Origin of the sequence: Streptomyces sp. NPDC006235 (assembly GCF_040613735.1) — a bacterium.
Taxonomy (GTDB): Bacteria; Actinomycetota; Actinomycetes; order Streptomycetales; family Streptomycetaceae; genus Streptomyces.
Genome location: NZ_JBEXSR010000007.1, coordinates 202,479 through 226,669, shown reverse-complemented (window position 1 = coordinate 226,669; position 24,191 = coordinate 202,479). Strand labels below are relative to the sequence as shown.

Sequence of the window (24,191 nt, the reverse complement as noted above, 5' to 3'; positions counted from 1 at the left end):
CACACAGGCTTTCAAATCAACGGGCGTACCCTTGAGGACGCCGAAGAATCAATCGCTAGGGAGCCGGTCGTGTCCGCAGTCGCACCCGACGGACGCAAGATGCTGCGCCTGGAGGTCCGCAACAGCCAGACCCCCATCGAGCGCAAGCCCGAGTGGATCAAGACCCGGGCGAAAATGGGCCCCGAGTACACCAAGATGCAGAACCTCGTGAAGAGCGAGGGCCTGCACACGGTCTGCCAGGAAGCCGGCTGCCCCAACATCTACGAGTGCTGGGAGGACCGCGAGGCCACGTTCCTCATCGGCGGCGACCAGTGCACCCGGCGCTGTGACTTCTGCCAGATCGACACGGGCAAGCCCGAGGCGCTCGACCGCGACGAGCCGCGCCGCGTGGGTGAGTCCGTGGTCACCATGGACCTGAACTACGCCACGATCACCGGCGTCGCCCGCGACGACCTGGAGGACGGCGGCGCCTGGCTGTACGCGGAGACGGTCCGCCAGATCCACCAGCAGACGGCAGGCCGCGAGGCCGGCCGGACGAAGGTCGAGCTGCTCGCGCCCGACTTCAACGCCGTCCCGGAGCAGCTGGAGGAGGTCTTCTCCTCCCGCCCCGAGGTCTTCGCGCACAACGTCGAGACGGTCCCGCGGATCTTCAAGCGGATCCGCCCCGGCTTCCGCTACGAGCGCTCCCTGAAGGTCATCACCGCGGCCCGCGACTACGGCCTCGTCACCAAGTCGAATCTGATCCTCGGCATGGGCGAGACCCGCGAGGAGGTCAGCGAGGCGCTGCAGCAGCTGCACGACGCTGGCTGCGAGCTGGTCACCATCACGCAGTACCTGCGGCCCTCCGTGCGCCACCACCCGGTGGAGCGCTGGGTCAAGCCGCACGAGTTCGTGGAGCTGAAGGAGGAGGCCGAGCAGATCGGCTTCTCCGGTGTGATGTCGGGCCCGCTCGTGCGGTCCTCGTACCGCGCCGGTCGGCTGTATCAGATGGCCATGGAGCAGCGGGACGCGCGCATCGCGGCCCAAGCTGTCTGACGAACCGTCACCGCCCTTCCCGCCAAAGGGCGAGACAAGCGTGTGAATTCGCGCACAAGAGACTACCCGCCGGTAGTGACCGATATGACGCGGTCCTGACCGTCCTCGCAGATGAGGGCGTATGTCAGGACCGCGTCGGCGTTCCGCGGATCCACGCCGGGGCTTCATGGGTGTTTGACCGGTCGGACACGCCCTGGTAACACCAATCAGTGACGCTGAACTCACAGCACGTACACCGCTCCCGAGGGGGGACCTCACCCATGCAGGCCGCGCCCGTTCGCGCCACCGCGATTCCGTCCTTCACCACCGCCCTGCGTGCCGTCGAGTCGCTGCTGCTGAGCAGCGGTCAGCGCACCGCCCGCCGCAACGCCTGGACCTCCGTGCTGGAGGACCGCCGTCGCGCCAAGGACCGGGTCGAGGCGCAGCGCGTCCTCGAGCAGTCCGTCTCCCGCTCCCTCTCCGTCCACCCCTGAAGCCCGTCCCCCTCCCCCGCGAGTCGCCCTGCGGACACTGCCGTCGTAGGCGCTTGTGGGGCCACGTAGACTGCGTGGCATGGCGAGGAAGGAACCTGCAGCGGACGCTGCGAACCCCGGGCGACTGAAGCAGATCGCCCTGACCTACAAGATGACCCGCAAGGCCGACAAGAAGATCGGTCTTGTACTCGCGGCAGTCGGAATCGTCACCTTCGGTGTCTTCCTCGCGATCGGTTTCTTGATCGGTCACCCCATCTATGCCGGAATCCTGGGCCTCCTGCTCGCCTTCCTCGCGTCGGCGATCGTGTTCGGGCGCCGGGCCGAGCGGGCCGCCTTCGGGCAGATGGAGGGCCAGCCCGGTGCCGCGGCGGCGGTGCTCGACAACATCGGCCGGGGGTGGACGACGACCCCCGCGGTGGCGATGAACCGCAACCAGGACGTGGTGCACCGCGCGGTCGGCAAGGCCGGCATCGTCCTGGTCGCCGAGGGCAACCCGAACCGGGTGAAGTCCCTGCTCGCCGCCGAGAAGAAGAAGATGAACCGCATCGTCGCGGACGTCCCGGTGCACGACCTGGTCGTGGGCACGGGCGAGGGCCAGGTCGAGCTGAAGAAGCTGCGCACGACCATGCTGAAGCTGCCCCGCGTGCTGACCGGCCCGCAGGTCACCGCCACCAACGACCGGCTGCGCGCCCTGGGCGACCTGATGAGCAACATGCCGCTGCCGAAGGGGCCGATGCCCAAGGGCATGCGGATGCCCAGGGGCGGCGGGCCGAAGGCGCGCTGACAGCCCGCACACCTCATGAGTGAAGGGGCGGCCGGATCACTCCGGCCGCCCCTTCACTCACGTCCGTTCGCGCGTGTCGGATTGCGCGTCAGATGCGCACCTCAGATGCGCACCTCAGATGCGCACCTCGACCGTGCCCGCCAGCCGGTCGTGCAGGCCCCGGCCGTCGCGGTCCCAGATCAGGGCGGGGATCGCGAGGAAGAGCAGGACCGTGCGCAGCACCGCGCGCCAGGGGCTGACGCGGCCGGTGTCCAGGGCGAGCACCCGCAGGCCGAGCAGCCGCTTGCCCGGCGTGAAGCCGACCGTACCGACCGTGAGTACCATCAGGGCGAACATGATCAGCGGCGCCCAGATCTGGGCCGCTTCGTTGTAGCTCTGGGTAATGAGACCGTATGCGATCAGGAGGCTCAGGCCCCAGTCCACGGCGAGGGCGCCGAGCCGCCGCCCCGGGCGGGCGATCGAGCCGGGTCCCTCCTCGGGCAGACCGAGCTGCTCACCCCGGTATCCGAAGTCGACACCGGCCTCTTCCGCCGCCGCGCGGGGCCCGGAAAGCCACGATCCGAGTGCTTGCCTGTTGTCCACCCGTCCACGGTACTGCGCCCGGAAATGACCAGGGCACGGCGGGGTGCGTCGGGGCTACGGTGGAAGGTGAGCCGGTTAACTTGTGCGAAACAAATGAGTCACGCCCGAGAAACCACCCGTCCCTAGGGTCGAGGTCAGCGTGTGCCACCCGCACTGGCCGCACGAACGAACTACCACCCCGGCGGGACGGTCGGGAGTAGGAGGAGCTGGATGTTCCAGAACGCCGACGAGGCCAAGAAGTTCATCGCGGACGAGGACGTCAAGTTCATCGACGTCCGCTTCTGCGACCTGCCGGGCGTGATGCAGCACTTCACGGTGCCTGCCGAGGCGTTCGACGCGGACGAGGAGCTGGCCTTCGACGGCTCGTCCATCCGCGGCTTCCAGGCCATTCACGAGTCCGACATGGCGCTGCGCGCGGACCTGTCGACCGCCCGTGTCGACCCGTTCCGCCGTGACAAGACGCTGAACATCAACTTCTTCATCCACGACCCGATCACGGGCGAGCAGTACTCCCGTGACCCGCGCAACGTGGCGAAGAAGGCCGAGGCCTACCTCGCCTCCACCGGGATCGCCGACACGGCGTACTTCGGCCCCGAGGCCGAGTTCTACGTCTTCGACTCCGTCCGCTTCGCGACCACCGCGAACGAGTCCTTCTACCACATCGACTCCGAGGCCGGCGCCTGGAACACCGGCGCCCTCGAGGACAACCGTGGTTACAAGGTCCGCTACAAGGGCGGCTACTTCCCGGTCCCGCCGGTCGACCACTTCGCCGACCTGCGCGCCGAGATCTCCCTGGAGCTGAACCGCGCCGGCCTGCAGGTCGAGCGCCAGCACCATGAGGTGGGCACCGCCGGCCAGGCCGAGATCAACTACAAGTTCAACACGCTGCTCGCCGCCGCGGACGACCTCCAGCTCTTCAAGTACATCGTGAAGAACGTGGCGTGGAAGAACGGCAAGACCGCGACCTTCATGCCGAAGCCGATCTTCGGTGACAACGGCTCGGGCATGCACGTCCACCAGTCCCTGTGGGCGGGCGGCTCCCCGCTCTTCTACGACGAGGCCGGTTACGCGGGCCTGTCGGACACCGCCCGCTACTACATCGGCGGCATCCTCAAGCACGCCCCGTCGCTGCTGGCCTTCACCAACCCGACGGTGAACTCGTACCACCGCCTGGTCCCCGGCTTCGAGGCCCCGGTGAACCTGGTCTACTCGCAGCGCAACCGCTCCGCCGCGATGCGTATCCCGATCACGGGCTCGAACCCGAAGGCCAAGCGCGTCGAGTTCCGCGCGCCCGACTCCTCCGGCAACCCGTACCTGGCGTTCTCCGCGCTGCTGCTCGCGGGCCTGGACGGCATCAAGAACAAGATCGAGCCGGCCGAGCCGATCGACAAGGATCTCTACGAGCTCGCCCCCGAGGAGCACGCGGGCGTCCCGCAGGTCCCGACCTCGCTCCCGGCCGTCCTCGACTCCCTCGAGGCCGACCACGAGTTCCTCCTCCAGGGCGACGTGTTCACGCCGGACCTGATCGAGACGTGGATCGACTACAAGCGCACGAACGAGATCGCGCCGCTGCAGCTGCGTCCGCACCCGCACGAGTTCGAGCTGTACTTCGACGTGTGATCGACACCCGATCCGTGTGATCGACGCCTGATCGAGGCATCACGAACCGCGCCTCCGCCGCCCCTACGGGCAGCGGGGGCGCGGTCGTGTGTTCTATTCTGCTGCCACGACCTCACGGGGGTGGAGCAGGAGATGCCCGAGCACGAACAGGACGGCCAGGAGCGCGAGTTCGACCTCAGATGGGCGGACAGTGCCGAGCACAAGGAGCCCTCGGCGCGGGCCCGTATGCTCGCCGCGCGCTGGAAGCACAACCCGCCCGGGCCCGTGCCCTTCCGCCCCGAGCCCGACCACAGGTCGTCCGGCCGTGGGGCCCGCTCGTCGTGGGTGTCGACGGCAGTGGTGATCGGCTGCGTGGCCGCGGTGATCGTGCTGCTCGGGTACCTCAACTTCCGGGCGCCCTACTAGGCCCTGTCCCGTCGGGGCGGGTGCTAGCGTCCGGCCGCGTGGATGACGGTGTGTACGCGGGTAACGCGGGCAAGGACGCGGCGCTGGACCGGGGGTGGCTCCTCGGGCACTTCAAGGACGTCGGCGATCCGCGGCACAGCGAGGCCGTCGAGATCAAGTGGGGTGTCCATCCGGCCGGCGACGAGCGCGCGCAGTGGGTGCGGGGCGAGGAGCGGACCGCGCTGCTGGTGCTCATCAGCGGGCGCTTCCGGGTGGAACTTCCCGGTCGCAGTGTCCTGCTGGAGCGGCAGGGCGACTACGTCGTGTGGGGGCGCGGGGTCGACCACTCCTGGTACGCCGAGGAGGAGTCGGTGGTGCTGACGGTCCGGTGGCCGTCCGTGCCCGGGTACGTGGTGGGCGGCGGGGGCGGCTGAGGGCTTTGCCGGGCCTGGGGATGATCGCGACCCGTTCATGGGCGGGGCCGGGTGCACACTGGCAGTGGGACGAGTGCCTGACTGCGGGGTGATGCAGATGCACAGCCGTTTCCGGAGCGACCGGCGGTTGACCACCCGTATGGGGATCACACTGTTCCTGCTCGGGCTGGTGTACGTGGGGTTCGTCGCGGCGCTGATCGTGCTGCTGAAGTCGTGGGTGCTGGTCGTGCTGATCGCGGCGGCGGTGCTCGGGGCGCAGTACTGGTTCTCGGACCGGGTCGCACTGTTCGCGATGCGCGGGCGGGTCGTGGAGCGGGAGGAGCATCCCGAGCTGCACGGGGTCGTGGACCGGCTGTGCGCCATCGCGGACATGCCCAAGCCGGTGGTGGCCGTGTCCGATATGGACATGCCCAACGCGTTCGCGACGGGGCGGAACCCCGACCATGCCGTGATCTGTGTGACGACCGGGCTGCTCAGGCGCCTGGAGCCGGCCGAACTGGAGGGCGTCCTCGCGCACGAGCTGTCGCACGTCGCGCACAAGGACGTCGCCGTGATCACGGTCGCCTCGTTCCTCGGTGTGCTCGCCGGGCTGATCGTACGGTTCGCCTTCTACTCGCAGCTGTTCGGCGGGGGCCGACGGGACCAGAACACGGCGGTGGTCTTCGCCGCGGTGATGGGCGTGTCGGCGGCCGTGTACGCGCTGAGCTTCCTGCTGATCCGGTCCCTGTCCCGGTACCGGGAGCTGGCCGCGGACCGTGCGGCGGCGCTCCTCACCGGCCGGCCCTCGGCGCTGGCCTCCGCCCTCACCAAGGTCTCGGGGGACATCGCCCGCATCCCGACGAAGGACCTGCGCACGGCCCAGGCCTTCAACGCCTTCTACTTCACGCCGGCGCTGGGCCGCGAGCCCGGTGTCGCACGGCTCTTCTCGACCCACCCGAGCCTGGAGCAGCGGCTCGACCAGCTGGGCCGGATCTCGGCCGAGCTGGGCGAGGCGACGTCCTCCGGAGGGGTGTGAGCGGGGCATGGGGCTGCTGGACATTCTGCTCGGCCGCACGAAGCCCGTCGCGCCGGACCTGGACCGGCTCTTCGCGCTGCCGTCGGCGGCCGTGACGCTGGAGGCCGCGGCGGGCTTCACCCCGACCGGTCAGGGCGCGGTGTGCTTCGCCACGGTCGAGGGCGCGGCCTTCGAGCAGACCCACCGCGAGGTGCAGGCACTGCTGGACGCGGACACCGACCGCGACGGCCCTCCGGTGGAACTGCGGCAGGACGACTACGGCTACTCCTGGCTGGTCTCGCACCGCGCCCCCGACCAGCTGGCCCCGCTCGTGACGGACCTGCACGCCGTGAACAGCCAGATGGAGGTCAACGGGTTTGGCCCTCAACTCCTGTGCTCGCTCGCGGGGTTCGGGGACCGGTCGGGCCGGCGGCTCGGGCTGGTCTACCTCTACAAGCGCGGCACCTTCTACCCGTTCGCGCCCCTGCCGGGAGAAGCCCAGCGGCGTGACAACGCGCTGGAACTCCAGGTACGGGCGGCGCTCGCCGAGGACCTGCCGATCGAGCAGGACCTGAACCGCTGGTTCCCGGTGTGGGGGGCACCGGGTCTGTGACGGTCCCGGTGTGATCGCCCGTCACCGGACCCGGGGTGCGTGAGTGAATGGCCGCATGGGTGAGCTGATCTCCTTCACGCACACCGTCGACGGTGAACGACTCGCCGGGCTGTCCTGCGACACCGGCCCGGGCGGGCCGGCCAGGGCGACCGCCGTACTCCTGCACGGCGCGGGCAACGGCAGCAAGGAGCCGCTGGTGCCCTTGCTGTCGGAGTTCGCCGCGCACGGCTGCCACGCCCTCGCCTTCGACTTCTCCGGGCACGGGGAGAGCACCGGCCTGCTCAGCGAGCTGAGCCTGCGCCGCCGCTTCGAGCAGGCCGCGTCGGTCATCGATGCGCACGCGCGCGTGGACGGGCCGCTGGTCCTCGTCGGCTTCAGCATGAGCGGCCAGACGGTGGCCGATCTCGTCCGGCACTACGGGGACCGGGTGGGCGCACTGGGACTGTGCGCGCCGGCGGTGTATGCGGCTGAGGCGTGGGACGTGCCGTTCGGCGCGGATGGCGGGCGGTTCAGCGAGATCATCCGGCGGCCCGGAAGCCGGCGGGAGTCGCCCGCGCTCGACGTCCTGCGCGGGTACGAGGGGCGGGCGGTGCTCGCGGTGCCGGGCACGGACGAGGTCACGCCCACCGTGACGGACGCCGTCTCGGAGGCACTGGCCCGGCGCGCCCAGTTCACCCACTGGGAACTCCCCGAGGCACAGCACCGATTGGGCCGCTGGTTCCGCGACCACCCCGGCGACCTGCGGGAGTTCGTCACGGCTGCCCTGACAGGGCTGGGCGAGCAGGGTTGGACGGCGACCCGCGCGTGGGTGGCCAAACAGCTCCCGGAGGGCCGTACGGTCGACACGTCCACTTTCCTCACGGGCGGTTGGAGCGCACAGATGCGGCGGCTCGCCCTCGACGACGGCACCGCGCTCGTCCTGCGGACCTTCGTGAAGCCCTTCTTCCGGCGGCACGCCCCCGGGCTGCTGGCCCGCGAGGCGGAGGTGCTCACGCTGCTGGCCGGGCAGGCGGGCGTGCCGGCGCCCGAGCCGGCCGGCGTGGACGCGACCGCCGAGCACTGCGACCATCCGTCCCTGCTGATGTCCGAGCTGCCGGGGCGGGTCCGGGTGGACGAGGAGGACGACCTGGACCGGCGGGTGGATCTGCTGGCGGCCCAGTTGTGCCGGATCCACGGGGTCGTCCCCGAGGAGCGCCCGCGGCCGTACCAGGCCTGGACATCCCCGGAGCGGGTGCGCGCACCCCAGGGGACGATGTGGGAACGGGCGGTGGACGTGATCCGCCGCGACCCGCCGCCGTACGAGGGCTGCTTCCTGCACCGCGACTTCCACCCCGGGAACGTGCTGTTCACCGGCTCGGGGGCCGGCCTGCGGATCAGCGGTGTCGTCGACTGGGTGGAGACCTCGTGGGGCCCCTCCGACCTGGACGTCGCCCACTGCTCGACGGCCCTCGCGCTGCTGCACGGCCCGGAGGTCGGCCTCGGTTTCCGGGAACGCTACGAGGCGCACGGCGGCCACCGGCTCGCCGACGGCCCGGACCACCTGTACTGGCGGCTGCTCGACGCCCTGGCCTACGCCCCCGCCGCGGAGAAGCTGGCGGGCCCGTGGCGGGAGCTGGGCCGGGCGGATCTGATGCCCCAGGTGCTGGGCGGGCGGCTGGAGGCCTATGTGGCGGGGCTGCTGGAGCGGTACGCCTGAGCGGGCCGCCGACGGTCGATTGTCAGTGGCGTTCGCGAAGATGCAGTGGGAGTCGGACGGGCACGACGAGTGGAGGCCGGTATGGGCGGGGCGCAGCGGTACATCGGGGTGGCGGAGCGGCGGGCGCGGCTCGCGTTGCGGCAGCGGCTGGCGGGGCAGGCGCGGGCGGGGAGTCCCGAGGAGGTGGCCGGTTCGCTTGTGGCCCTGCACGGCACGGACCCTGCGGCGGTGTACCTGGCCGTGGGCGCGCGGCTCGCGGACCCCGCGAGGACGGTGGCGGAGACCGGGCGCGCCCTGTACGACGATCGTTCCCTGGTGCGGATGCACGGCATGCGGCACACGGTGTTCGTGTTCCCCACGGCCCTGACGGCGGTCGTGCACGCCTCGACCGGCCTGGCGGTCGCCGCCCGGGAGCGGGCCGCGCTGCTCAGGGACATGGCGGCGGCCGGGGCGCCGGACGCGGCCTGGCTGGCGGAGGTCGAGGAGTCGGCGCTGGCGGCGCTCGCCCGGCGCGGGCAGGCCACGGCCGCCGAACTCGCCGCGGACGAGCCGCGGCTGCGGGAGCAGTTCGTGTACGCGGCCGGGAAGCGCTACGAGGGGGTGCACACGGTCTCGACCCGGCTGCTGAGGGTGCTGGGCGTCGAGGGGAAGGTCGTACGGGGGCGGCCGCTCGGCTCCTGGACGTCCAGCCAGTTCCGCTGGGCCGTCGCGCCGGAGCATCCCGAACTGGACCCGGCGCAGGCGCAGGCGGAGCTGCTGGGACGGTGGCTCGCCGTGTGTGGTCCGGCGACCGAAGCCGATCTGAAGTGGTGGACGGGGTGGCGCGTGACGGAGGTCCGTGCGGCACTGACCGCGATCGGGGCGCAGCCTGTGTCGCTGGACGAGGGCACGGGATGGGTGACCGCCGGTGACGTCGACGAGGTGACCGCGCCCGGCGAGCCCTGGGCGGCGCTGCTGCCCGCCCTCGACCCGACGGCGATGGGGTGGCAGCAGCGCGACTGGTATCTCGCGCCGGAACTGCGGCCCCGGCTGTTCGACCGCAGCGGGAACGTCGGGCCGACGGTGTGGTGGAACGGACGCGTGGTCGGCGGCTGGGCCCAGCGCCCCGACGGGGAGATCGTCTGGCGGATCCTCGACGAGGCGGGGACGGGCCGGGAGGCGTTGGCGGCGATCGAGAAGGAGGCGGAGCAGCTGAGCAGGTGGGTGGGGACGACGCGGATCACGCCGCGCTTCCGGACGCCGCTGGAGAAGGAGCTGGCGGCGGGCCGGGACGACTGAGCTCCGGAGGAACGCCGACGCCGGGTGCCCGGAAGGACGGGCACCCGGCGCTCCGGTCAGCTCATCGCGAGTACCGCATGAACGCCCTCACCATGTGGCACGTCGTGTCCGACGGCGGGTGGACGCCGATCAGTTCCGCCGTGTCGCGGATCGTCTCGTTGCGGGCCTGGTTCGGCATGTAGACGCCGGAGTCGAGCAGGGCGATGGCGAGGCGCATCGCCTTGAGGCGACGGTTGTGCGCGACGTACCACTCGCGCGGCCGGCCCGGCGGCAGCGGCCGCTTCTCCACGGGCACGTAGGGCAGGTCGAGCAGGACGGGGCGCTTCGCGGTGGACTGGGTGGGCAGCGGCTTCGGCTTCAGTGCGGCAGCGGGCACAGGCATCCTCCTGTCGCGGTGAGGGCGGCACTCCGGGGTCCTCGGCGATCCCGGCGCCACCCTCGAACACTGCTTCTATTCTACTGCCCACCACTGACAAAAGGCCCTGGCCACAAGGGCTTTCGGGGGTGCGGTGACACGAGTGGAGAACGGGGTTCGGGCCCGCGCTCACCGGCGTCACGGGGGCGTACCGTAGCCCCATGGAGATCTGGATCAACCCGGCCTGTTCGAAGTGCCGCAGTGCCGTGAAGCTGCTCGACGCGGAGGGCGCCGACTACACCGTCCGCCGCTATCTGGAGGACGTGCCGAGCGAGGACGAGATCCGGGGCGTGCTGGACCGGCTCGGCCTGGAGCCCTGGGACATCACCCGCACCCAGGAGGCCGCCGCCAAGGAACTCGGCGTCAAGGAGTGGGCCCGGGACGCGAGTTCGCGGGAGCGGTGGATCAAGGCCCTCGCCGAGCACCCCAAGCTGATCCAGCGGCCGATCATCACGGCGGACGACGGTACGGCGGTGGTCGCGCGCACCGACGAGGCCGTGCGGGACGCCCTCTCCCGTTAGAGGTCCCCCTGGAGATGCCCCCTGGAGATCTCCTTCTTGTGTGACGGAGGTTACTTCAGTGACTCCTGTAACCGCTGAGTAACCTCGTTCGGTATCTCGTACATAGCGGCGTACGCTCCCCCTACCTCTTCAGGAGGCGCGCATGTCGCGTAGGAGAACGCTCGGTACGAAGAAGAAGATCGCGCTGCTGGTGAGCGCGGCGACCGTGGCGGGAGGCGGGGCCTTCGTCATGGCGAGCACGTCGAACGCCACGCCGCCGGCCCCCAAGTCGGCGGCGGAGTCGACGGCCTGTCTGGGACTCGCCACCGCCCTCGGCAACAACGAGAAGTTCATCGCCGACCAGCGGGCCAACCCCGACGCCCAGTCGGAAGCCCGGATCGCCAACCGCCAGGCGGTCGTCGAGGAGATCAAGCGGAAGCAGGAGGCGTCGGGGTGCGCGGTTGGGGAGTCGGCTCAGGACTCCCAGGCCGCGCAGCCCTCGCAGCCCGCCCCGTCCGCGCCGTCGACCCCGTCGGCCCCCGCGGAGAACTCCGGCGGTGACGCCGCGGCCTCCGGTCAGCAGGTGTGCAACGGCTCCACCGTCACGCTCTCCGGCGAGGACGGTGCGCCCGCCGCGTCCAGCAACCAGTTCCCGGCCGGTACGAAGCTGAAGGTCACCAACCTGGACAACGACAAGTCCACGACGGTGGAGGTCACTTCGGTCTCCGGCAGCTGTGTGCTGCTCAACAACGCGGCCTTCGAACAGGTCCGTGAGCCCGGCAAGTTCCTGATCCGCCGGGCCGTGATCGAGAAGGTGGGGTGACGCCGTACGAGCGAGGCCGAGTGAGTCACTGAGGCGGCGGCCCACCCCTCGGCCGCCCCCTCGTACGTGTCAGCGGTCCTGCCGCTCCCGGCCAGGAGCGGCAGGACCGGCGCGCTGTGGGACACGCGGCGCCGGTCACCGGCTTGACGGAGGGAAGCCGGTGACCGGCTCCTGCCCCGCGAGCACACACCCTCACAGCGTGAGGTGCGGCACAGCGGCACCAGGTAACACGGGGTTCACATTCGAGCAATGGCCGGGAAATCGCCTGTTGACAGGCTGCCGGGCATTGAGCGGCGCCCCAGTGCCGCAGCGCCGCAAGCACCCGCGATACGCGCCCAGACACACCCAAGGATGTGGCCCGTGACCTTCAAGGCTGAGTACATCTGGATCGACGGCACCGAGCCGACGGCCAAGCTGCGTTCCAAGACCAAGATCATCGCGGGCTCGCCCGCCGGTCTCGACGCGCTGCCGATCTGGGGCTTCGACGGGTCCTCCACCAACCAGGCCGAGGGCCACGCCTCGGACTGTGTCCTCAAGCCGGTCTTCACCTGCCCGGACCCGATCCGCGGCGGCGACGACATCCTGGTGCTGTGCGAGGTCCTGAACATCGACCTGACCCCGCACGCCAGCAACACGCGTGCCGCGCTGGCCGAGGTCGAGGAGAAGTTCGCGGCGCAGGAGCCGATCTTCGGCATCGAGCAGGAGTACACCTTCTTCAAGGACGGCTACCCGCTCGGCTTCCCCAAGGGCGGCTTCCCGGCCCCGCAGGGCGGCTACTACTGCGGCGTCGGCGCCGACGAGATCTTCGGCCGTGACGTCGTCGAGGCGCACCTGGACAACTGCCTGAAGGCGGGCCTGGGCATCTCCGGCATCAACGCCGAGGTCATGCCCGGTCAGTGGGAGTTCCAGGTCGGCCCGCTGGCCCCGCTGGAGGTCTCCGACCAGCTGTGGGTGGCCCGCTGGTTGCTGTACCGCACCGCCGAGGACTTCGACGTCGCCGCGACGCTGGACCCGAAGCCGGTGAAGGGCGACTGGAACGGCGCCGGCGCGCACACCAACTTCTCCACCAAGGCGATGCGCGAGTCCTACGACGCGATCATCACCGCTGCCGAGTCGCTCGGTGAGGGCTCCAAGCCGCTCGACCACGTCAAGAACTACGGCGCCGGCATCGACGACCGCCTGACCGGTCTGCACGAGACCGCCCCGTGGAACGAGTACTCCTACGGCGTCTCCAACCGTGGTGCCTCGGTCCGTATCCCGTGGCAGGTCGAGAAGGACGGCAAGGGCTACATCGAGGACCGCCGCCCGAACGCCAACGTCGACCCGTACGTGGTGACCCGGCTGCTCGTCGACACCTGCTGCTCGGCGCTGGAGAAGGCCGGCCAGGTCTGATCCGCCCGGAACAAGGCTCCTGAGGGGCGCTCACCGTTCGCGGTGGGCGCCCCTCGCGTTGTCAGTGGGGCGTGTCATCGTGGGGGCATGGAGATCGACGGGGGCCTCGGCATCAAGGTGAAGACGGAGAGCGGGCAGACGTACGCGCGGATGCCGGCGCGGCAACTGCGCGAGCTGGTGCAGCGGATCGGCGGCGACGACGACCACTTCCTGGTGGTGCAGCGGATACCGGACCGGCCGCTGGTCTTCATCCAGACGGCACGCGACGGGGACGGGGCGTACGACCTCCAGCACCGCACGGGCCGCGTCCCCCACATGTGGGTGGCCCGGGTGACCGACCCGGCCCTCGTCGCCGACGTGATGGTGCGCTGGGCGCGGCAGGAGGACGGCTGGGACGCCGGAGTCTGCTGGGAGCGCGAGGAGTTCGGGCTGCCGGAGGCGGCCCCTGCCCTCGCGGCCGAGGTCGCCGCGCGGGCCGGGAGGTACGTCCGCGAGATGCTCACCGACGGCTACCTGGGGATCGACGAGCTGGTCCGCGAGACCGTCTACCTCATGGAGGACGGCCTCTCCCCCGCACAGGCCCGCGAGATCGTCGAGCGCCTCTGGCTGGACCGGCTCGACGAGCAGGAGCAGTGGACCGAGCGCACCGGACCGGACCGGCTGGAGCGGGCTTTCTCGGCCCTCGATGACGACGGCATCGTCGCCCGGGAGGACTTCACCTGCTGCCGCGGCTGCGGCATGTCGGAGATCGGCGCGGAGGCGGACGGCAAGCCGGGGGTGCGCGGGTTCGTCTTCTTCCACCACCAGGGCACGCGCGGCGCGGCGCAGGGACACGGTTTGTCGCTCCACTACGGCGGGTTCGACGGCTCCGAGGAGACCACGAAGGCCGTCGGACACGAGGTGGTGGCGGCGCTGGCCGCGGCCGGGCTGTCCGCGGAGTGGGACGGCGACCCGGGCCAGTCGATCGACGTCGCGCCCCTGGAGTGGCGCAAGCGCCTGGTGGGATGAGGTGCCGGGCGGGCCGTGCGCCCGCCCGGCGGCTGTCCACGCTGTGAGAGGAGGGTCCCGGCACCCGGCACCCGTCTGCTTCAATGGCCGCATGGCCAGCCACCAGAAGCACACCGCGACGGGTCGCCATGACCTCGAGCCCTTCTGGCCGTCCCGTCAGGACCACGACTTCGACCGGGTGTGTTGCCGCGCGACGAACGCGCCGGCCCTCTAAAGCCGTACACCCCGGCCTTCGGCCAGCGCGAACCGCGTACGTCCCTCGGCGAGCCCGACCACGAATCGCGGCCGTCGACCTCTCCGACGAACTCCTCGCGCGAAAGAGCTGACTCTCATGGCGACCACTCGTTCTCTGTCTCCCGCCGCCCCCTTCAACTCCCCCTCGGCCGCCGGACCCCGGCATCGGCTGCGTGCCGTCGACCGGGACGAGGTGGTGACCGTCGCGGACCTGTTGCCGCCGGGTGCCACCTGGCTCCCGGCGCCCCAGCACGCCCTGCCGACGCTGCCGGGGCAGCCGCCGATGATCGGCTACCTGGTGCTCGTACCGGCCGACCAGCAGCCGCCGTTCCCGGCGGCGGCGCCCGGCCGGTCGGAGACGACCCGCGCCGAAAGCCCCGCAGGCTCCGCCCCGGGCGGCGAGCCGCCGATCCGCGTCGACACCGTGCAGCGCACCGCCGAGGTGGCCGGGCGCCCGCTCGACCTCACGTATCTGGAGTTCGAGCTGCTGGCCCACCTGGTGGCGCACCCGGGCCGGGTGCACACCCGTGACCAGCTGGTCGGCACGGTGTGGGGCTACGGACACGTGGGTGACGGCCGTACGGTCGACGTCCACATCGCCCGCCTGCGCCGCAAACTGGGTGCCGAACACCGCGACACGATCCGCACGGTGCGCCGGGTCGGCTACAAGTACGTGCCCCCCGTGGGGGGCTGAGCCCCGGTGCCCGCCCGTCTGCTGACGGCAGACAGGCGTTCCGTACCGCCGCCCCGGCGGGCAGAGTCGACGGCATGAGACTTCTGATGCTGGGTGGTACGGAGTTCGTGGGCCGGGCCGTCGTGGAGGCGGCCCTGGCCCGGGAGTGGGAGGTGACCGTCTTCCACCGGGGGCGGCACCAGGCGCCGCCGGGTGTGCGCTCGCTGCTCGGCGACCGCACCGCGCCCGGCGGCCTGGCCGCCCTCGCCGAGGACCCGGGCGAGTGGGACGTCGTCGTCGACACCTGGTCGGCGGCGCCCCGCGCGGTGCGGGACGCGGCGCGGCTGCTGCGGGGCCGCGCCCGCCGGTACGTGTACGTGTCGAGCTGCTCGGTGTACGCCTGGCCCCGGGCCGCCGAGCACGGCGAGGACGCGCCGCTGGTGGAGGGCGCCTCGGCCGACGCGGAGCAGACCGCGTACGCACAGGACAAGCGCGGTGGTGAACTGGCCGTGCTGGACGCCTTCGGCGAGGACCGGTCGGTGCTCGTACGGGCCGGGTTGATCCTCGGCCCCTACGAGAACATCGGCCGGCTGCCCTGGTGGCTGGCCCGCACGGCGCGCGGCGGCCCGATGCTGGCGCCCGGCCCGCGCGACCTGCCTCTCCAGTACGTGGACGTCCGTGACCTGGCCGAGTGGGCCCTGCACGCGGCGGAGCGGGAGCTGAGCGGGCCGTACAACCTGGTCAGTCCGCCGGGGCACACCACGATGGGCGAGCTGCTGGAGACCTGCGCACGGGTCACCGGCGGCACGGCCGAACTGCGGTGGACCGAGCCGGAGGTGATCCTGAAGGCGGGCATCCAGCCGTGGACGGAGCTGCCGGTGTGGGTGCCGCCGGGCAGTGACCTGCACGACGCCCTGCACAGCAGGGACGTCACACGGGCGGTCGCGGCGGGGCTGAGCTGCCGGCCCGTCGAGGAGACCGTGGCCGACACCTGGCGGTGGCTCCAGGACCTCGGCGGGGTGGCGCCCCAGCGCCCCGACCGGCCGCATTCGGGCCTCGACCCGGAGGTGGAGGCGAAGGTGCTCGGGGCGGTCTGAGGCGTGGGAGGTGTACCTGGCACCACCCTCGGAGCGGGTGTTCCGGCCCAGTGACCCGGCATCCCCGCTCGGCGAGACTGACGCCATGACCATCGACACGAAGAGCGGCAACGGGCGGACGAAGGGGCGGGGCGTCGTCCTCGCGGCGATGCGGGGGCTGGGGGTCGCCCTCGTCTCCCTGCCGGGGGCGGTGCTGTGCTTCACCCTGTCCCTGGTGTCCATGGCGCTCATCCCGATCGGGATCGGGCTCGTCACGACGCCGTACGTGCTGCAGGGGGTACGGGCGTTCGCGAACTGGCGGCGCGACCTCGCGGCGAAGTGGGGCGGGGTGCGGATACCCCAGGCGTACCGGCCGCTGCCGAAGGACGCCAATCCGTGGTCGCGCACCTTCGGGATGCTGCGCGACCCGGCGACCTGGCGGGATCTGAGGTGGCTGCCGGTCGACATGACGGCCGGGTTCCTCACCGCTCTGCTGCCGGCCGCGCTGTGGCTGTTCCCGCTGGAGGGGTTCGCGCTCGCGGCCGGGCTGTGGCGGATTCTCGACGGCGCAGACGGGTACTGGTACGGATTCGTGCGGGTCCACGACCAGACCTCCGCGTTCGGTGCGGCGGCCCTGGCCCTCGTTGTTCTGTTCTTCGCGCACTTCCTCACCTTCCGCCTGCTGGACGTCCACCACCGGCTCACCCAGGCCGTCCTCGGCTCGAACCAGCGGGAACTGGCCGAGCGGGTGCGGGTCCTGACCGAGACGCGGCGCGATGCCGTCGACACCTCGGCCGCCGAACTGCGGCGCATCGAACGGGACCTGCACGACGGGGCGCAGGCCCGGCTGGTCGCGGTGGGCATGGACCTGGGCACCATCGAGGCGCTCCTCGACAAGGACCCGGCCAAGGCCAAGGAGCTGATCGCGCAGGCCCGCAGGTCCTCGGTCGAGGCGCTGTCGGAACTGCGCGAGCTGGTGCGCGGCATCCATCCGCCGGTCCTGGCCGAACGCGGACTGGGCGACGCCGTACGGGCGCTGGCGCTGCGGCTGCCGGTGGCCACCGAGGTGAACGTGGACCTGCCCGGGCGGGCGGAGGCGCCCGTGGAGTCGGCCGCGTACTTCGCCGTGAGCGAGGTGCTCACCAACGCCGTGAAGCACTCCGGCGCCGACCGGATCTGGGTGGACCTGCACCACACGGACGGCCATCTGCGGGTGACCGTCACCGACGACGGCAAGGGAGGCGCGGTGATCGAGGCCGGTTCCGGGCTGGCCGGGGTGGAGCGGCGACTGGGTACATTCGACGGCGTCCTGGCCGTCGGCAGTCCCGCGGGCGGTCCCACCATGGTCACCATGGAGATCCCTTGCGCGTTGTCCTAGCCGAAGACCTCTTCCTGCTGCGCGACGGACTCGTCCGGCTGCTCCAGGCGCACGACTTCGAGATCGCGGCGGCCGTCGAGTCGGGTCCCGAACTGGCCGCCGCGCTGGCCGAGCTGAAGCCGGACGTGGCCGTGGTCGACGTCCGCCTGCCGCCCACGCACACCGACGAGGGGCTGCAGTGCGCGCTCGAGGCCCGCGGGAGGCGGCCCGGGCTGCCGGTGTTGGTGCTCTCCCAGCACGTGGAGCAGCTGTACGCGCGTGAGCTGCTCGCCGACGGCAGCGGCGGCGTCGGATATCTGCTGAAGGACCGGGTGTTCGACGCCGAGCAGTTCGTGGACGCGGTGCGGCGGGTCGCCGCCGGTGGTACGGCGATGGATCCGCAAGTCATCCAGCAGCTGCTGGCGCGGCAGTCGGGCGACGACCGTCCGCTGGCCCGGCTGACGCCCCGGGAGCGGGAGGTGCTGGAGCTGATGGCGCAGGGCCGGTCCAACGCGGCGATCGCGGCCCGGCTGGTCGTGACGGAACGGGCGATCGCCAAGCACACCGCGAACATCTTCGCCAAACTGGGACTGGAGGTCTCGGACGACGACAACCGGCGCGTGCTGGCGGTTCTCGCGTATCTCGACCACGGCCGGTGATATCGGACCCGCCTGTTCACCCACGGTCGGTGATCAACAACTCCTGGTGCCTGTGGGGCTGTTGAGAACACAGCTCCCTCACGAATCTCGCATCAATTTCCGAGACATCTGAACACCCCTGGGACGGCCTCCGTATGGAAGGGAGCCGCTTCACTCCTGTCGGGCGCCTCGATGCCCCCGAAAAAGGAAGTCAGAGGAGTTCCATGGGACGCAACACAAGAAAACGCCGGACGCCGATGGCCACCAAGGCCATAGCCGCATCGGCGGCCCTAGCGCTCGGTGGGGGCGGGCTGATCTGGGCAAACTTCTATGCCTCGGCGCATGAGGAGAACTCGGCGAACCAGACGAAGTCCGCGGGCGCACAGATCGCCACGATCCAGTGCCCGGACGTCGGACAGCAGCTGACCGACGTGCCGGACGGCGCCCGCCAGGGGGTGGACAAGGAGCTGGCCAACCTCGACAAGCAGATCAGCGAGGCCTACTCGCGGCTCGCCTCCACGCGTCAGGCCCAGGCCGGTGACCCGGGCTTCGTCAACAACGCGATCCTCGGCCCGCTGAAGTCGAAGCGGGTCGCGGCCATCGACCGGATCGGCATCAACATCCGGCGGGTGGGCGGACAGGCCCCGGACAACCTCGCCCAGATGGCGGAGTGCCAGGGCATGGCCGCCGACGCGAACACCAACGACGGCAACGCCGGGGGCGGTCAGAACAACGACGGCCAGAACCAGGACGGCCAGGACCAGAACCAGGACGGCGGTCAGAACCAGGACGGCGGCCAGGACCAGGGCGGCGACAACGGCCAGGACCAGGGCCAGGGCGGCAACGGCGGCCAGGCCGGCAACGGCCCGGTGGCCGACGACTTCATCAACATCGAGGACGTCCAGCCCAACTCCCGCAACCTGCCGAACGGTCTCGCCGCGAACGGCGACGGTGGTTCCACCGGCACCTTCACCACGAACTGCGGCACCAACTCGAACGACAACCACAACTCGGACAACGTGATCGTTGCTCCCGGTGTCTCCAACGGTGCGCAGCACGTGCACGACTACGTGGGCAACCAGGACAACGACGCGTTCGCGAGTGACGAGGACCTGGCCGCGGCGGACACCAGCTGTCAGAACCAGGGCGACAAGTCGTCCTACTTCTGGCCGGTGCTGCGACTGCAGGACGGTTCGCAGGACTTCGACCAGAACAACCCCGGTGGCGGTCAGGACGGCAACGTCGGCCAGATCATCGAGCCCGCCGAGGCGCAGCTGAAGTTCGTCGGCAACCGGACGAGCGACGTCGTCGCCATGCCGAAGGCCCTGCGCATCATCACGGGTGACGCCAAGTCCTTCACCAACGGCCTGAACAACGCCAACACCTCTTGGAGCTGCACCGGCTTCGAGGACCGGCAGGTGACGGACAAGTACCCGGTCTGCCCCGAGGGCAGCAGCGTGGTGCGGACGTCCAACTTCCAGAGTTGCTGGGACGGCCAGAACATCGACAGCGCCAACCACCGCACCCACGTGGACTTCGTGGAGGCGGACGGCAGCTGCTCGAACGGCTTCAAGGCCATCCCCCAGCTCCAGGTCCGTCTGGTCTACGACGTCCCGGCGCCGCAGATCGAGAACGGGCAGGTCCAGAACCCGTTCGCGGTGGACTCCTTCCCGGAGCAGCTGCACAAGCCGATCACCGACCACAACGACTTCATCAACTTTTTCGACGAGAACGTGATGAACGAGATGGTCCAGTGCATCAACAACGGCGAGGACTGCCAGTAGTCCTCACGCGGTAAGAACGGCAGAAAGCCGGCGGTGGGAAATCCCACCGCCGGCTTTCGCTTGCCGTTTCCGCCGGGGCGGTCAGCCGTGATGGCTGCTGCTGCCGCCGCCGTGGCCGCCCTTGTTGTGGCTGCCGCCGGGGTTCATGTGCTCGGAGCCCTCCTCCATGGTCCCGCCGATGGTGCCCTGGAGCGCCGTGACCGTCTTCTTCTCGCCGACGGCGACCCACTTGCGGCCGACCAGGTAGTAGCCGCCGTAGTCCTTCGCACCGTTCAGCCATTCACGCTGACCGCGGTCGGTGGCGAAGGTGGCGAGGACGTACTTCTCCTTGCCCTTCTTGCAGAGGGCCTGGCGGATCTCGTCGGCGTCGGTCTGCATGTTCGGCTTGCACTTGGCCTCTGCCGCGATGTGCTCCAGGCTGCCGGTCACCGCCTCCGGCACGGCCGCCTCGTCCTTGCCGCCGGATCCGCAGCCGGCCAGCGCCAGTATCGCCACCGCGCCGCTCAGCGCGAGCATCGGTCGGGTCACCCTCATCTGTTCCTCCGGTCCTTGTCACGGCACGGTCCGGACGCATGCCGCACAGAGCCCCGGCAAGAGGCTCTCGCCTTCGATACGGCTGTGGCGGGCGCAGCGCTCAAAAAAGCGGGTGTCAGCCCAGGCACGTCCGTGCGAGTGTGTCCCCGTGAACCAGGACTGGGAAGATCGCGTGGCCGCCCTGTGGGACCGGTTCGACGACTACGCCGAAACGGAGGAGGACGAGGCCCGCTTCCGTGCCGACGTCGACGCCCTCGTCGCCGAGCTGCCGGACGGCAGCCCCCTCGGGCCGTTCGAGCAGGCCTGCGCCTGGGACTCCACGGGCCACTCGGACAAGGCCGTCCCTCTCTACCGGGAGGCGCTCGGCCTCGGCCTCGCCCGCGTCAGCCCCTACAAGGCCCGCCGCACGAAGATCCAGCTGGCCAGTTCCCTGCGGAACATCGGACAGGCGGCGGAGGGCGTCAAGCTGCTCGAAGCCGAGCTGGACGCCCCGTCCGACGAACTGGACGACCCCGTCCGCGCGACGCTCGCGCTGTGCCTGTCCAGCTTGGGCCGCGACCGCGAGGCGTTGTCGCTGGCCCTCGGCGCCCTGGCCCCGCACCTGCCGCGCTACCAGCGGTCGATGGCGAACTACGCGCGGCTCCTCGTCGAGCCCGGGGAGCAGCCGGGGGCCTGACCCCCGTGGTCAGGTGACCATCCCCCGATTCGCTCGTTCTGCTGAACGTGCAGTCACAGGATGTCGCCCAGCGCCCCGCGCCCCCCTCCCCCGCCGGCCCGGTCGTCGATGTCGAGCAGGCCGAGGCCGCGCTCGTCGAGCACTATCCGCGGCTCGTGCGGCTCGCCTATCTGGTGCTGCCGCCGGGTCTGGGCCGCAACAGGCGCGTCCTCACCGCACACGCCCTCACCCAGCGCGCACTCCCCCGCAACCGCACCCCGGCGCCGGTGATCCCGGCCCAGTCGACCGGCCGTGACGGCGACCCGGGCTACGCCCTGGTCCGTCTGCAGGTGCTGCGTACGGCGCTGGAGGCGGGGCTGCCGCTGAAGCGCAGGGCGTGGCCGAAGCGGTCCCAGCTGCCGCCGGTGCTGCCGCAGGTGTGGGGCCTGAAGCTGTTCCCGCGCTCCGGCGGCGCCGACGAACTCGCCCTGGACCAGCGGCTGTCCACCCTGTCCGGGCCGGCCCGGGCCGCCTACGCGCTGCGCGGCCTGGAGCGGCTGACGGACGACGGCGTGCGCAGGGTGCTCACGGCCGCGGGCGTCGCCGACGTGGACGGCGCGCTGCTGGAGGCCGGCGGCATCCCCGCGCAGTACGGGCTGCTCGACTCCCCCGAGTTCGACCCCTGCTCGCTCCAGGCCCGCCCCACCGACCTGATGCGGCGCCGCCAGCACCTGAAGGCCGCGCTGGCCGCCGGGGCGGCCCTGCTGGTGTGCGGGGCGTTGCTGGGTCTGCCCGGCGAGGGCTGGGGGCCCGAGGGCGCCGCCGCGCCGCCGTACGCGCGCAATCCGGCCGCCCAGGCCGCCCTGAACCCCGCGAAGCTGACCCGGGTCTCCCCCACCGCGTGGCGGGGCGCGGCGCGCACCGACTTCTCGGTGTGGCCGGCCCGCGGCGACCTCACCGGCGACTCGGGCCTGCTGCGCCGTGCCCTGGCCGTCTGGGCCCGCCCCGGCGAGACGGTCCGGGTCTCCGCGACACCCGGCACCGCGTCCGGCGGCCCGGCCGGACCGCCCCAGCTGCTGTACGCGGGGACGGTCGACGCGGCGCGTGTGGTGATCCTCTACGACGGGCTGCGCATCGCCCGGTACGCCGAACCGAAGGAGGGCACGCAGGGCGCCGCCCTCGACTTCGCCCGGGTCGACGGCGCGGGCCGGGCCGAGGCGGGCGCGGTGGTCCTCGGCCGGGCCGACGGCAACGTCCGCTACCTGACCGCCCCTTGGGTGAAGGAGGCGGGCGAGCGGGACCTGATGAAGCCGGGTTCCGGCGCGATGGACCTGGCTCTCACCGACGGCGTGACCGCGCCGCTGGCCAGCCCGGCCCTGCGGTCCGGCGCGTGCACGTCGTGGAACGTGCTGCAACTGACCGACGGCACGAAGACGCGGCTGCTGACCGACCTCGGTGAACTGGTCCCGGCCCGGCTGACGGCCGGACGGCCCGGGTCCCCGGGCGAGGTGTCCGGCGCCGAGGCGCTGCGCACCTGGGAGCCGTTCGCCTGCTCGCTGGGGACGGTGCGCTCCGCGGGCGTGCGCAGCGTCAACGCCTGGGCGTTCAACGAGCAGCCGCTGCCGGACGCCAGCGGGACGGCCTCGTGGGTGTGCACCCGGGCCGAGACCTGGCGGGGCGGCGGGGCGCGGGTGCTGGCCCAGTTCCACACGCCGGGCGGGAGGTACGGGGCGGTGGCGGCGAAGGCCGAGAACGTCCTCGCGTGCGGGGCGCGCGAGCCGCACGTGCTGGCCGGGGTGCTGTGGAAGTCGAAGGCGGGCGGCTGGTATCTGCTGGCCGCCGGCAGCCGGGCGACCGCTTCGGTCCGGGCGACGGGCGGGGTCACCGGGTCGTCGCAGACCAGTCTGCTGACCGTGCCGGCCGAGCAGGGAGCGCGGGCCGAGCTGAAGGGCACCCTGCGGGACGGGCGTGCGATCGGCGGGCTGCACTGACCGACGGCCCCGGGCACCCGCCCGGGGCACCCGCGTGAACATCCGTGATCGATCCGATCCGTTCAAGGCTGGAATCGATCGGTAAGGTGTTCGCATGACTACCGGGGTTCGCCGCAGAATGGGAGTCGAGGAGCGGCGGCAGCAGTTGATCGGCGTCGCCCTCGAACTGTTCAGCCGCCGCTCGCCCGACGAGGTCTCCATCGACGAGATAGCGTCCGCCGCGGGCATTTCACGCCCGTTGGTCTACCACTACTTCCCCGGCAAACTCAGCCTGTACGAGGCCGCGTTGAAGCGGGCCTCGGACGATCTCGCGGCCCGGTTCGTGGAACCGCACGAGGGGCCGCTGGGGGCGCGGCTGCTGCGGGTGATGCGCCGCTTCTTCGACTTCGTCGACGAGCACGGCCCCGGTTTCTCCGCCCTGATGCGCGGCGGCCCGGCGGTGGGCTCCTCGACGACCAACGCGCTCATCGACTCCGTACGACAGGCCGCGTATGTCCAGATCCTTTCGCATCTGGGCGTGACCGATCCGCCCGCGCGGCTGGAACTGGTCGTGCGTTCCTGGATCTCGCTCGCCGAGTCGACGGCGCTGATCTGGCTGGACGGCCGGCGCATCCCGCGGGCCGAGCTGGAGGTCCAGCTCGTCCACGACTTCGCCGCGCTCACCGCGGTCAGCGCCGCCCAGGACGCGGAGATGGGCGCCCTGATGCGCCGCATCGCCCGGGAGGAGCCGGCCGACGGCCCGTTCGCCACCCTGGCCGGGCGCCTCCTGGCATTGGCGACCTGAGACCGCGCGGCTCCCGGACTTCTCAGCCCTCAGGTTTCTCAGCCCTCCGGCTTCTCAGCTCTCGAACTTGCGGTAGGACGCGTCCAGTTCGCGCACCTCGGCGGAGGCGTGCAGCGCGCGTCCCCCGGCGGCCTTCAGGTGGGTGCGCAGCACCTCCAGGGCGGCCTCGGTGAGCCGGGCCTTGGTCTCCTCGGTGCGGCCGGGGAGCAGCGCGATGTGGACGTGCACATGGGCGTGCCCCTCGGTCTCGGGGCCGACCACGATGTCCTCGGTCCGGCGGAACCGGGTCTTGCACGCCGCCGGCTTGGCGGCCGCGATCTCGACGGTCGCCTCGTGCAGCGCCTTCGCGAACCCGGGCCGGTCGAAGTGGTCCGCGAGGTCGGCGGAATAGTCGACGGTGATCTGCGGCATGAGCACTCCTGGTCTGGGCGGCC

At 71.3% G+C, this 24,191-nt stretch carries 26 protein-coding genes; 22 read left to right on the top strand and 4 right to left on the bottom strand.

Going from position 1 to position 24,191, the window contains the following annotated elements:
- The first annotated feature begins 69 nt into the window (after positions 1–69).
- The 3 genes from lipA to ABZ192_RS12005 all read left to right on the top strand — a co-directional run bounded on the left by lipA (position 70) and on the right by ABZ192_RS12005 (position 2,292).
- The gene (gene lipA, locus ABZ192_RS12015) at positions 70–1,035 is read left to right on the top strand and encodes a lipoyl synthase (RefSeq protein WP_356924378.1); all 966 of its coding nucleotides are present in this window, start codon (positions 70–72) and stop codon (positions 1,033–1,035) included.
- A gap of 260 nt (positions 1,036–1,295) precedes the next feature.
- Complete coding sequence (locus tag ABZ192_RS12010; RefSeq protein ID WP_010037129.1) at positions 1,296–1,508, top strand: hypothetical protein; 213 nt, start codon at positions 1,296–1,298, stop codon at positions 1,506–1,508.
- A 79-nt stretch (positions 1,509–1,587) separates the two neighbouring features.
- A complete protein-coding gene (locus ABZ192_RS12005; RefSeq protein WP_356924377.1) occupies positions 1,588–2,292 on the top strand; it encodes a DUF4191 domain-containing protein in 705 nt (234 codons plus the stop codon).
- 114 nt (positions 2,293–2,406) lie between these two features.
- On the opposite strand, the gene ABZ192_RS12000 is transcribed toward ABZ192_RS12005, so the two are convergent.
- Positions 2,407–2,874, bottom strand: coding sequence for an RDD family protein (locus ABZ192_RS12000; protein WP_010037124.1), 468 nt, complete (start codon positions 2,872–2,874; stop codon positions 2,407–2,409).
- Between the two features lie 210 nt (positions 2,875–3,084).
- Here ABZ192_RS12000 and glnA point away from each other — a divergent pair, with 210 nt between their 5' ends.
- The 7 genes from glnA (at position 3,085) to ABZ192_RS11965 (ending at position 9,893) form a co-directional block, all read left to right on the top strand.
- On the top strand, positions 3,085–4,494 hold the full coding sequence (gene glnA, locus ABZ192_RS11995; RefSeq protein WP_356924376.1) for a type I glutamate--ammonia ligase: 1,410 nt from the start codon (positions 3,085–3,087) through the stop codon (positions 4,492–4,494).
- Between the two features lie 132 nt (positions 4,495–4,626).
- Positions 4,627–4,899, top strand: a complete 273-nt coding sequence (locus ABZ192_RS11990; RefSeq protein WP_356924375.1) for a hypothetical protein — start codon at positions 4,627–4,629, stop codon at positions 4,897–4,899.
- Between the two features lie 38 nt (positions 4,900–4,937).
- Positions 4,938–5,312, top strand: coding sequence for a signal peptidase I (locus ABZ192_RS11985; RefSeq protein WP_356924374.1), 375 nt, complete (start codon positions 4,938–4,940; stop codon positions 5,310–5,312).
- Positions 5,313–5,409: 97 nt separating this feature from the next.
- Positions 5,410–6,327, top strand: a complete 918-nt coding sequence (htpX, locus tag ABZ192_RS11980) for a zinc metalloprotease HtpX (RefSeq protein ID WP_356924373.1) — start codon at positions 5,410–5,412, stop codon at positions 6,325–6,327.
- Positions 6,328–6,334: 7 nt separating this feature from the next.
- A complete protein-coding gene (locus ABZ192_RS11975) occupies positions 6,335–6,919 on the top strand; it encodes a hypothetical protein (protein WP_356924372.1) in 585 nt (194 codons plus the stop codon).
- Positions 6,920–6,974: 55 nt separating this feature from the next.
- A complete protein-coding gene (locus ABZ192_RS11970; RefSeq protein ID WP_356924371.1) occupies positions 6,975–8,615 on the top strand; it encodes an alpha/beta fold hydrolase in 1,641 nt (546 codons plus the stop codon).
- 81 nt (positions 8,616–8,696) lie between these two features.
- Positions 8,697–9,893, top strand: a complete 1,197-nt coding sequence (locus ABZ192_RS11965) for a winged helix DNA-binding domain-containing protein (RefSeq protein WP_356924370.1) — start codon at positions 8,697–8,699, stop codon at positions 9,891–9,893.
- 61 nt (positions 9,894–9,954) lie between these two features.
- Here ABZ192_RS11965 and ABZ192_RS11960 read toward each other — a convergent pair whose 3' ends face one another.
- Positions 9,955–10,269 (bottom strand): hypothetical protein, encoded by a 315-nt coding sequence (locus ABZ192_RS11960; RefSeq protein WP_356924369.1) that lies wholly within the window; start codon positions 10,267–10,269, stop codon positions 9,955–9,957.
- 200 nt (positions 10,270–10,469) lie between these two features.
- Between ABZ192_RS11960 and ABZ192_RS11955 the strand changes: the two genes are divergently transcribed.
- The 9 genes from ABZ192_RS11955 to ABZ192_RS11915 all read left to right on the top strand — a co-directional run bounded on the left by ABZ192_RS11955 (position 10,470) and on the right by ABZ192_RS11915 (position 19,793).
- A complete protein-coding gene (locus ABZ192_RS11955; RefSeq protein WP_356924368.1) occupies positions 10,470–10,829 on the top strand; it encodes an arsenate reductase family protein in 360 nt (119 codons plus the stop codon).
- 142 nt (positions 10,830–10,971) lie between these two features.
- Positions 10,972–11,631, top strand: a complete 660-nt coding sequence (locus ABZ192_RS11950; RefSeq protein WP_356924367.1) for a hypothetical protein — start codon at positions 10,972–10,974, stop codon at positions 11,629–11,631.
- Between the two features lie 360 nt (positions 11,632–11,991).
- Entirely contained in the window at positions 11,992–13,023 is a 1,032-nt protein-coding gene (glnII, locus tag ABZ192_RS11945; RefSeq protein ID WP_020274437.1) for a glutamine synthetase, read from the top strand.
- Positions 13,024–13,110: 87 nt separating this feature from the next.
- Positions 13,111–14,031, top strand: coding sequence for a hypothetical protein (locus ABZ192_RS11940; protein ID WP_356924366.1), 921 nt, complete (start codon positions 13,111–13,113; stop codon positions 14,029–14,031).
- Between the two features lie 331 nt (positions 14,032–14,362).
- The gene (locus ABZ192_RS11935) at positions 14,363–14,959 is read left to right on the top strand and encodes a winged helix-turn-helix domain-containing protein (protein WP_356924365.1); all 597 of its coding nucleotides are present in this window, start codon (positions 14,363–14,365) and stop codon (positions 14,957–14,959) included.
- A 74-nt stretch (positions 14,960–15,033) separates the two neighbouring features.
- Complete coding sequence (locus ABZ192_RS11930) at positions 15,034–16,035, top strand: NAD-dependent epimerase/dehydratase family protein (protein WP_356924364.1); 1,002 nt, start codon at positions 15,034–15,036, stop codon at positions 16,033–16,035.
- Between the two features lie 85 nt (positions 16,036–16,120).
- Complete coding sequence (locus ABZ192_RS11925) at positions 16,121–17,392, top strand: sensor histidine kinase (protein WP_356924363.1); 1,272 nt, start codon at positions 16,121–16,123, stop codon at positions 17,390–17,392.
- Positions 17,377–18,030 carry a response regulator transcription factor gene (locus tag ABZ192_RS11920; protein ID WP_356924362.1) on the top strand — a complete coding sequence of 218 codons (654 nt, stop codon included), beginning with the start codon at positions 17,377–17,379 and terminating at the stop codon, positions 18,028–18,030. Before ABZ192_RS11925 ends, ABZ192_RS11920 begins: the two co-directional genes overlap by 16 nt.
- 203 nt (positions 18,031–18,233) lie before the next feature.
- Positions 18,234–19,793 carry a DUF1996 domain-containing protein gene (locus tag ABZ192_RS11915; RefSeq protein ID WP_356924361.1) on the top strand — a complete coding sequence of 520 codons (1,560 nt, stop codon included), beginning with the start codon at positions 18,234–18,236 and terminating at the stop codon, positions 19,791–19,793.
- Positions 19,794–19,874: 81 nt separating this feature from the next.
- Here the strand turns inward: ABZ192_RS11915 and ABZ192_RS11910 are convergent, their stop codons facing one another.
- On the bottom strand, positions 19,875–20,327 hold the full coding sequence (locus ABZ192_RS11910) for a hypothetical protein (RefSeq protein ID WP_356924360.1): 453 nt from the start codon (positions 20,325–20,327) through the stop codon (positions 19,875–19,877).
- A 148-nt stretch (positions 20,328–20,475) separates the two neighbouring features.
- Between ABZ192_RS11910 and ABZ192_RS11905 the strand changes: the two genes are divergently transcribed.
- The 3 genes from ABZ192_RS11905 to ABZ192_RS11895 all read left to right on the top strand — a co-directional run bounded on the left by ABZ192_RS11905 (position 20,476) and on the right by ABZ192_RS11895 (position 23,757).
- Complete coding sequence (locus ABZ192_RS11905; RefSeq protein WP_356924359.1) at positions 20,476–21,003, top strand: tetratricopeptide repeat protein; 528 nt, start codon at positions 20,476–20,478, stop codon at positions 21,001–21,003.
- A gap of 47 nt (positions 21,004–21,050) precedes the next feature.
- Positions 21,051–22,973, top strand: a complete 1,923-nt coding sequence (locus ABZ192_RS11900; protein ID WP_356924358.1) for a hypothetical protein — start codon at positions 21,051–21,053, stop codon at positions 22,971–22,973.
- 94 nt (positions 22,974–23,067) lie between these two features.
- Positions 23,068–23,757 (top strand): TetR/AcrR family transcriptional regulator, encoded by a 690-nt coding sequence (locus tag ABZ192_RS11895; RefSeq protein ID WP_356924357.1) that lies wholly within the window; start codon positions 23,068–23,070, stop codon positions 23,755–23,757.
- A gap of 54 nt (positions 23,758–23,811) precedes the next feature.
- Here the strand turns inward: ABZ192_RS11895 and ABZ192_RS11890 are convergent, their stop codons facing one another.
- Positions 23,812–24,168 carry a 5-carboxymethyl-2-hydroxymuconate Delta-isomerase gene (locus tag ABZ192_RS11890; RefSeq protein WP_356924356.1) on the bottom strand — a complete coding sequence of 119 codons (357 nt, stop codon included), beginning with the start codon at positions 24,166–24,168 and terminating at the stop codon, positions 23,812–23,814.
- Positions 24,169–24,191 lie beyond the last annotated feature (23 nt).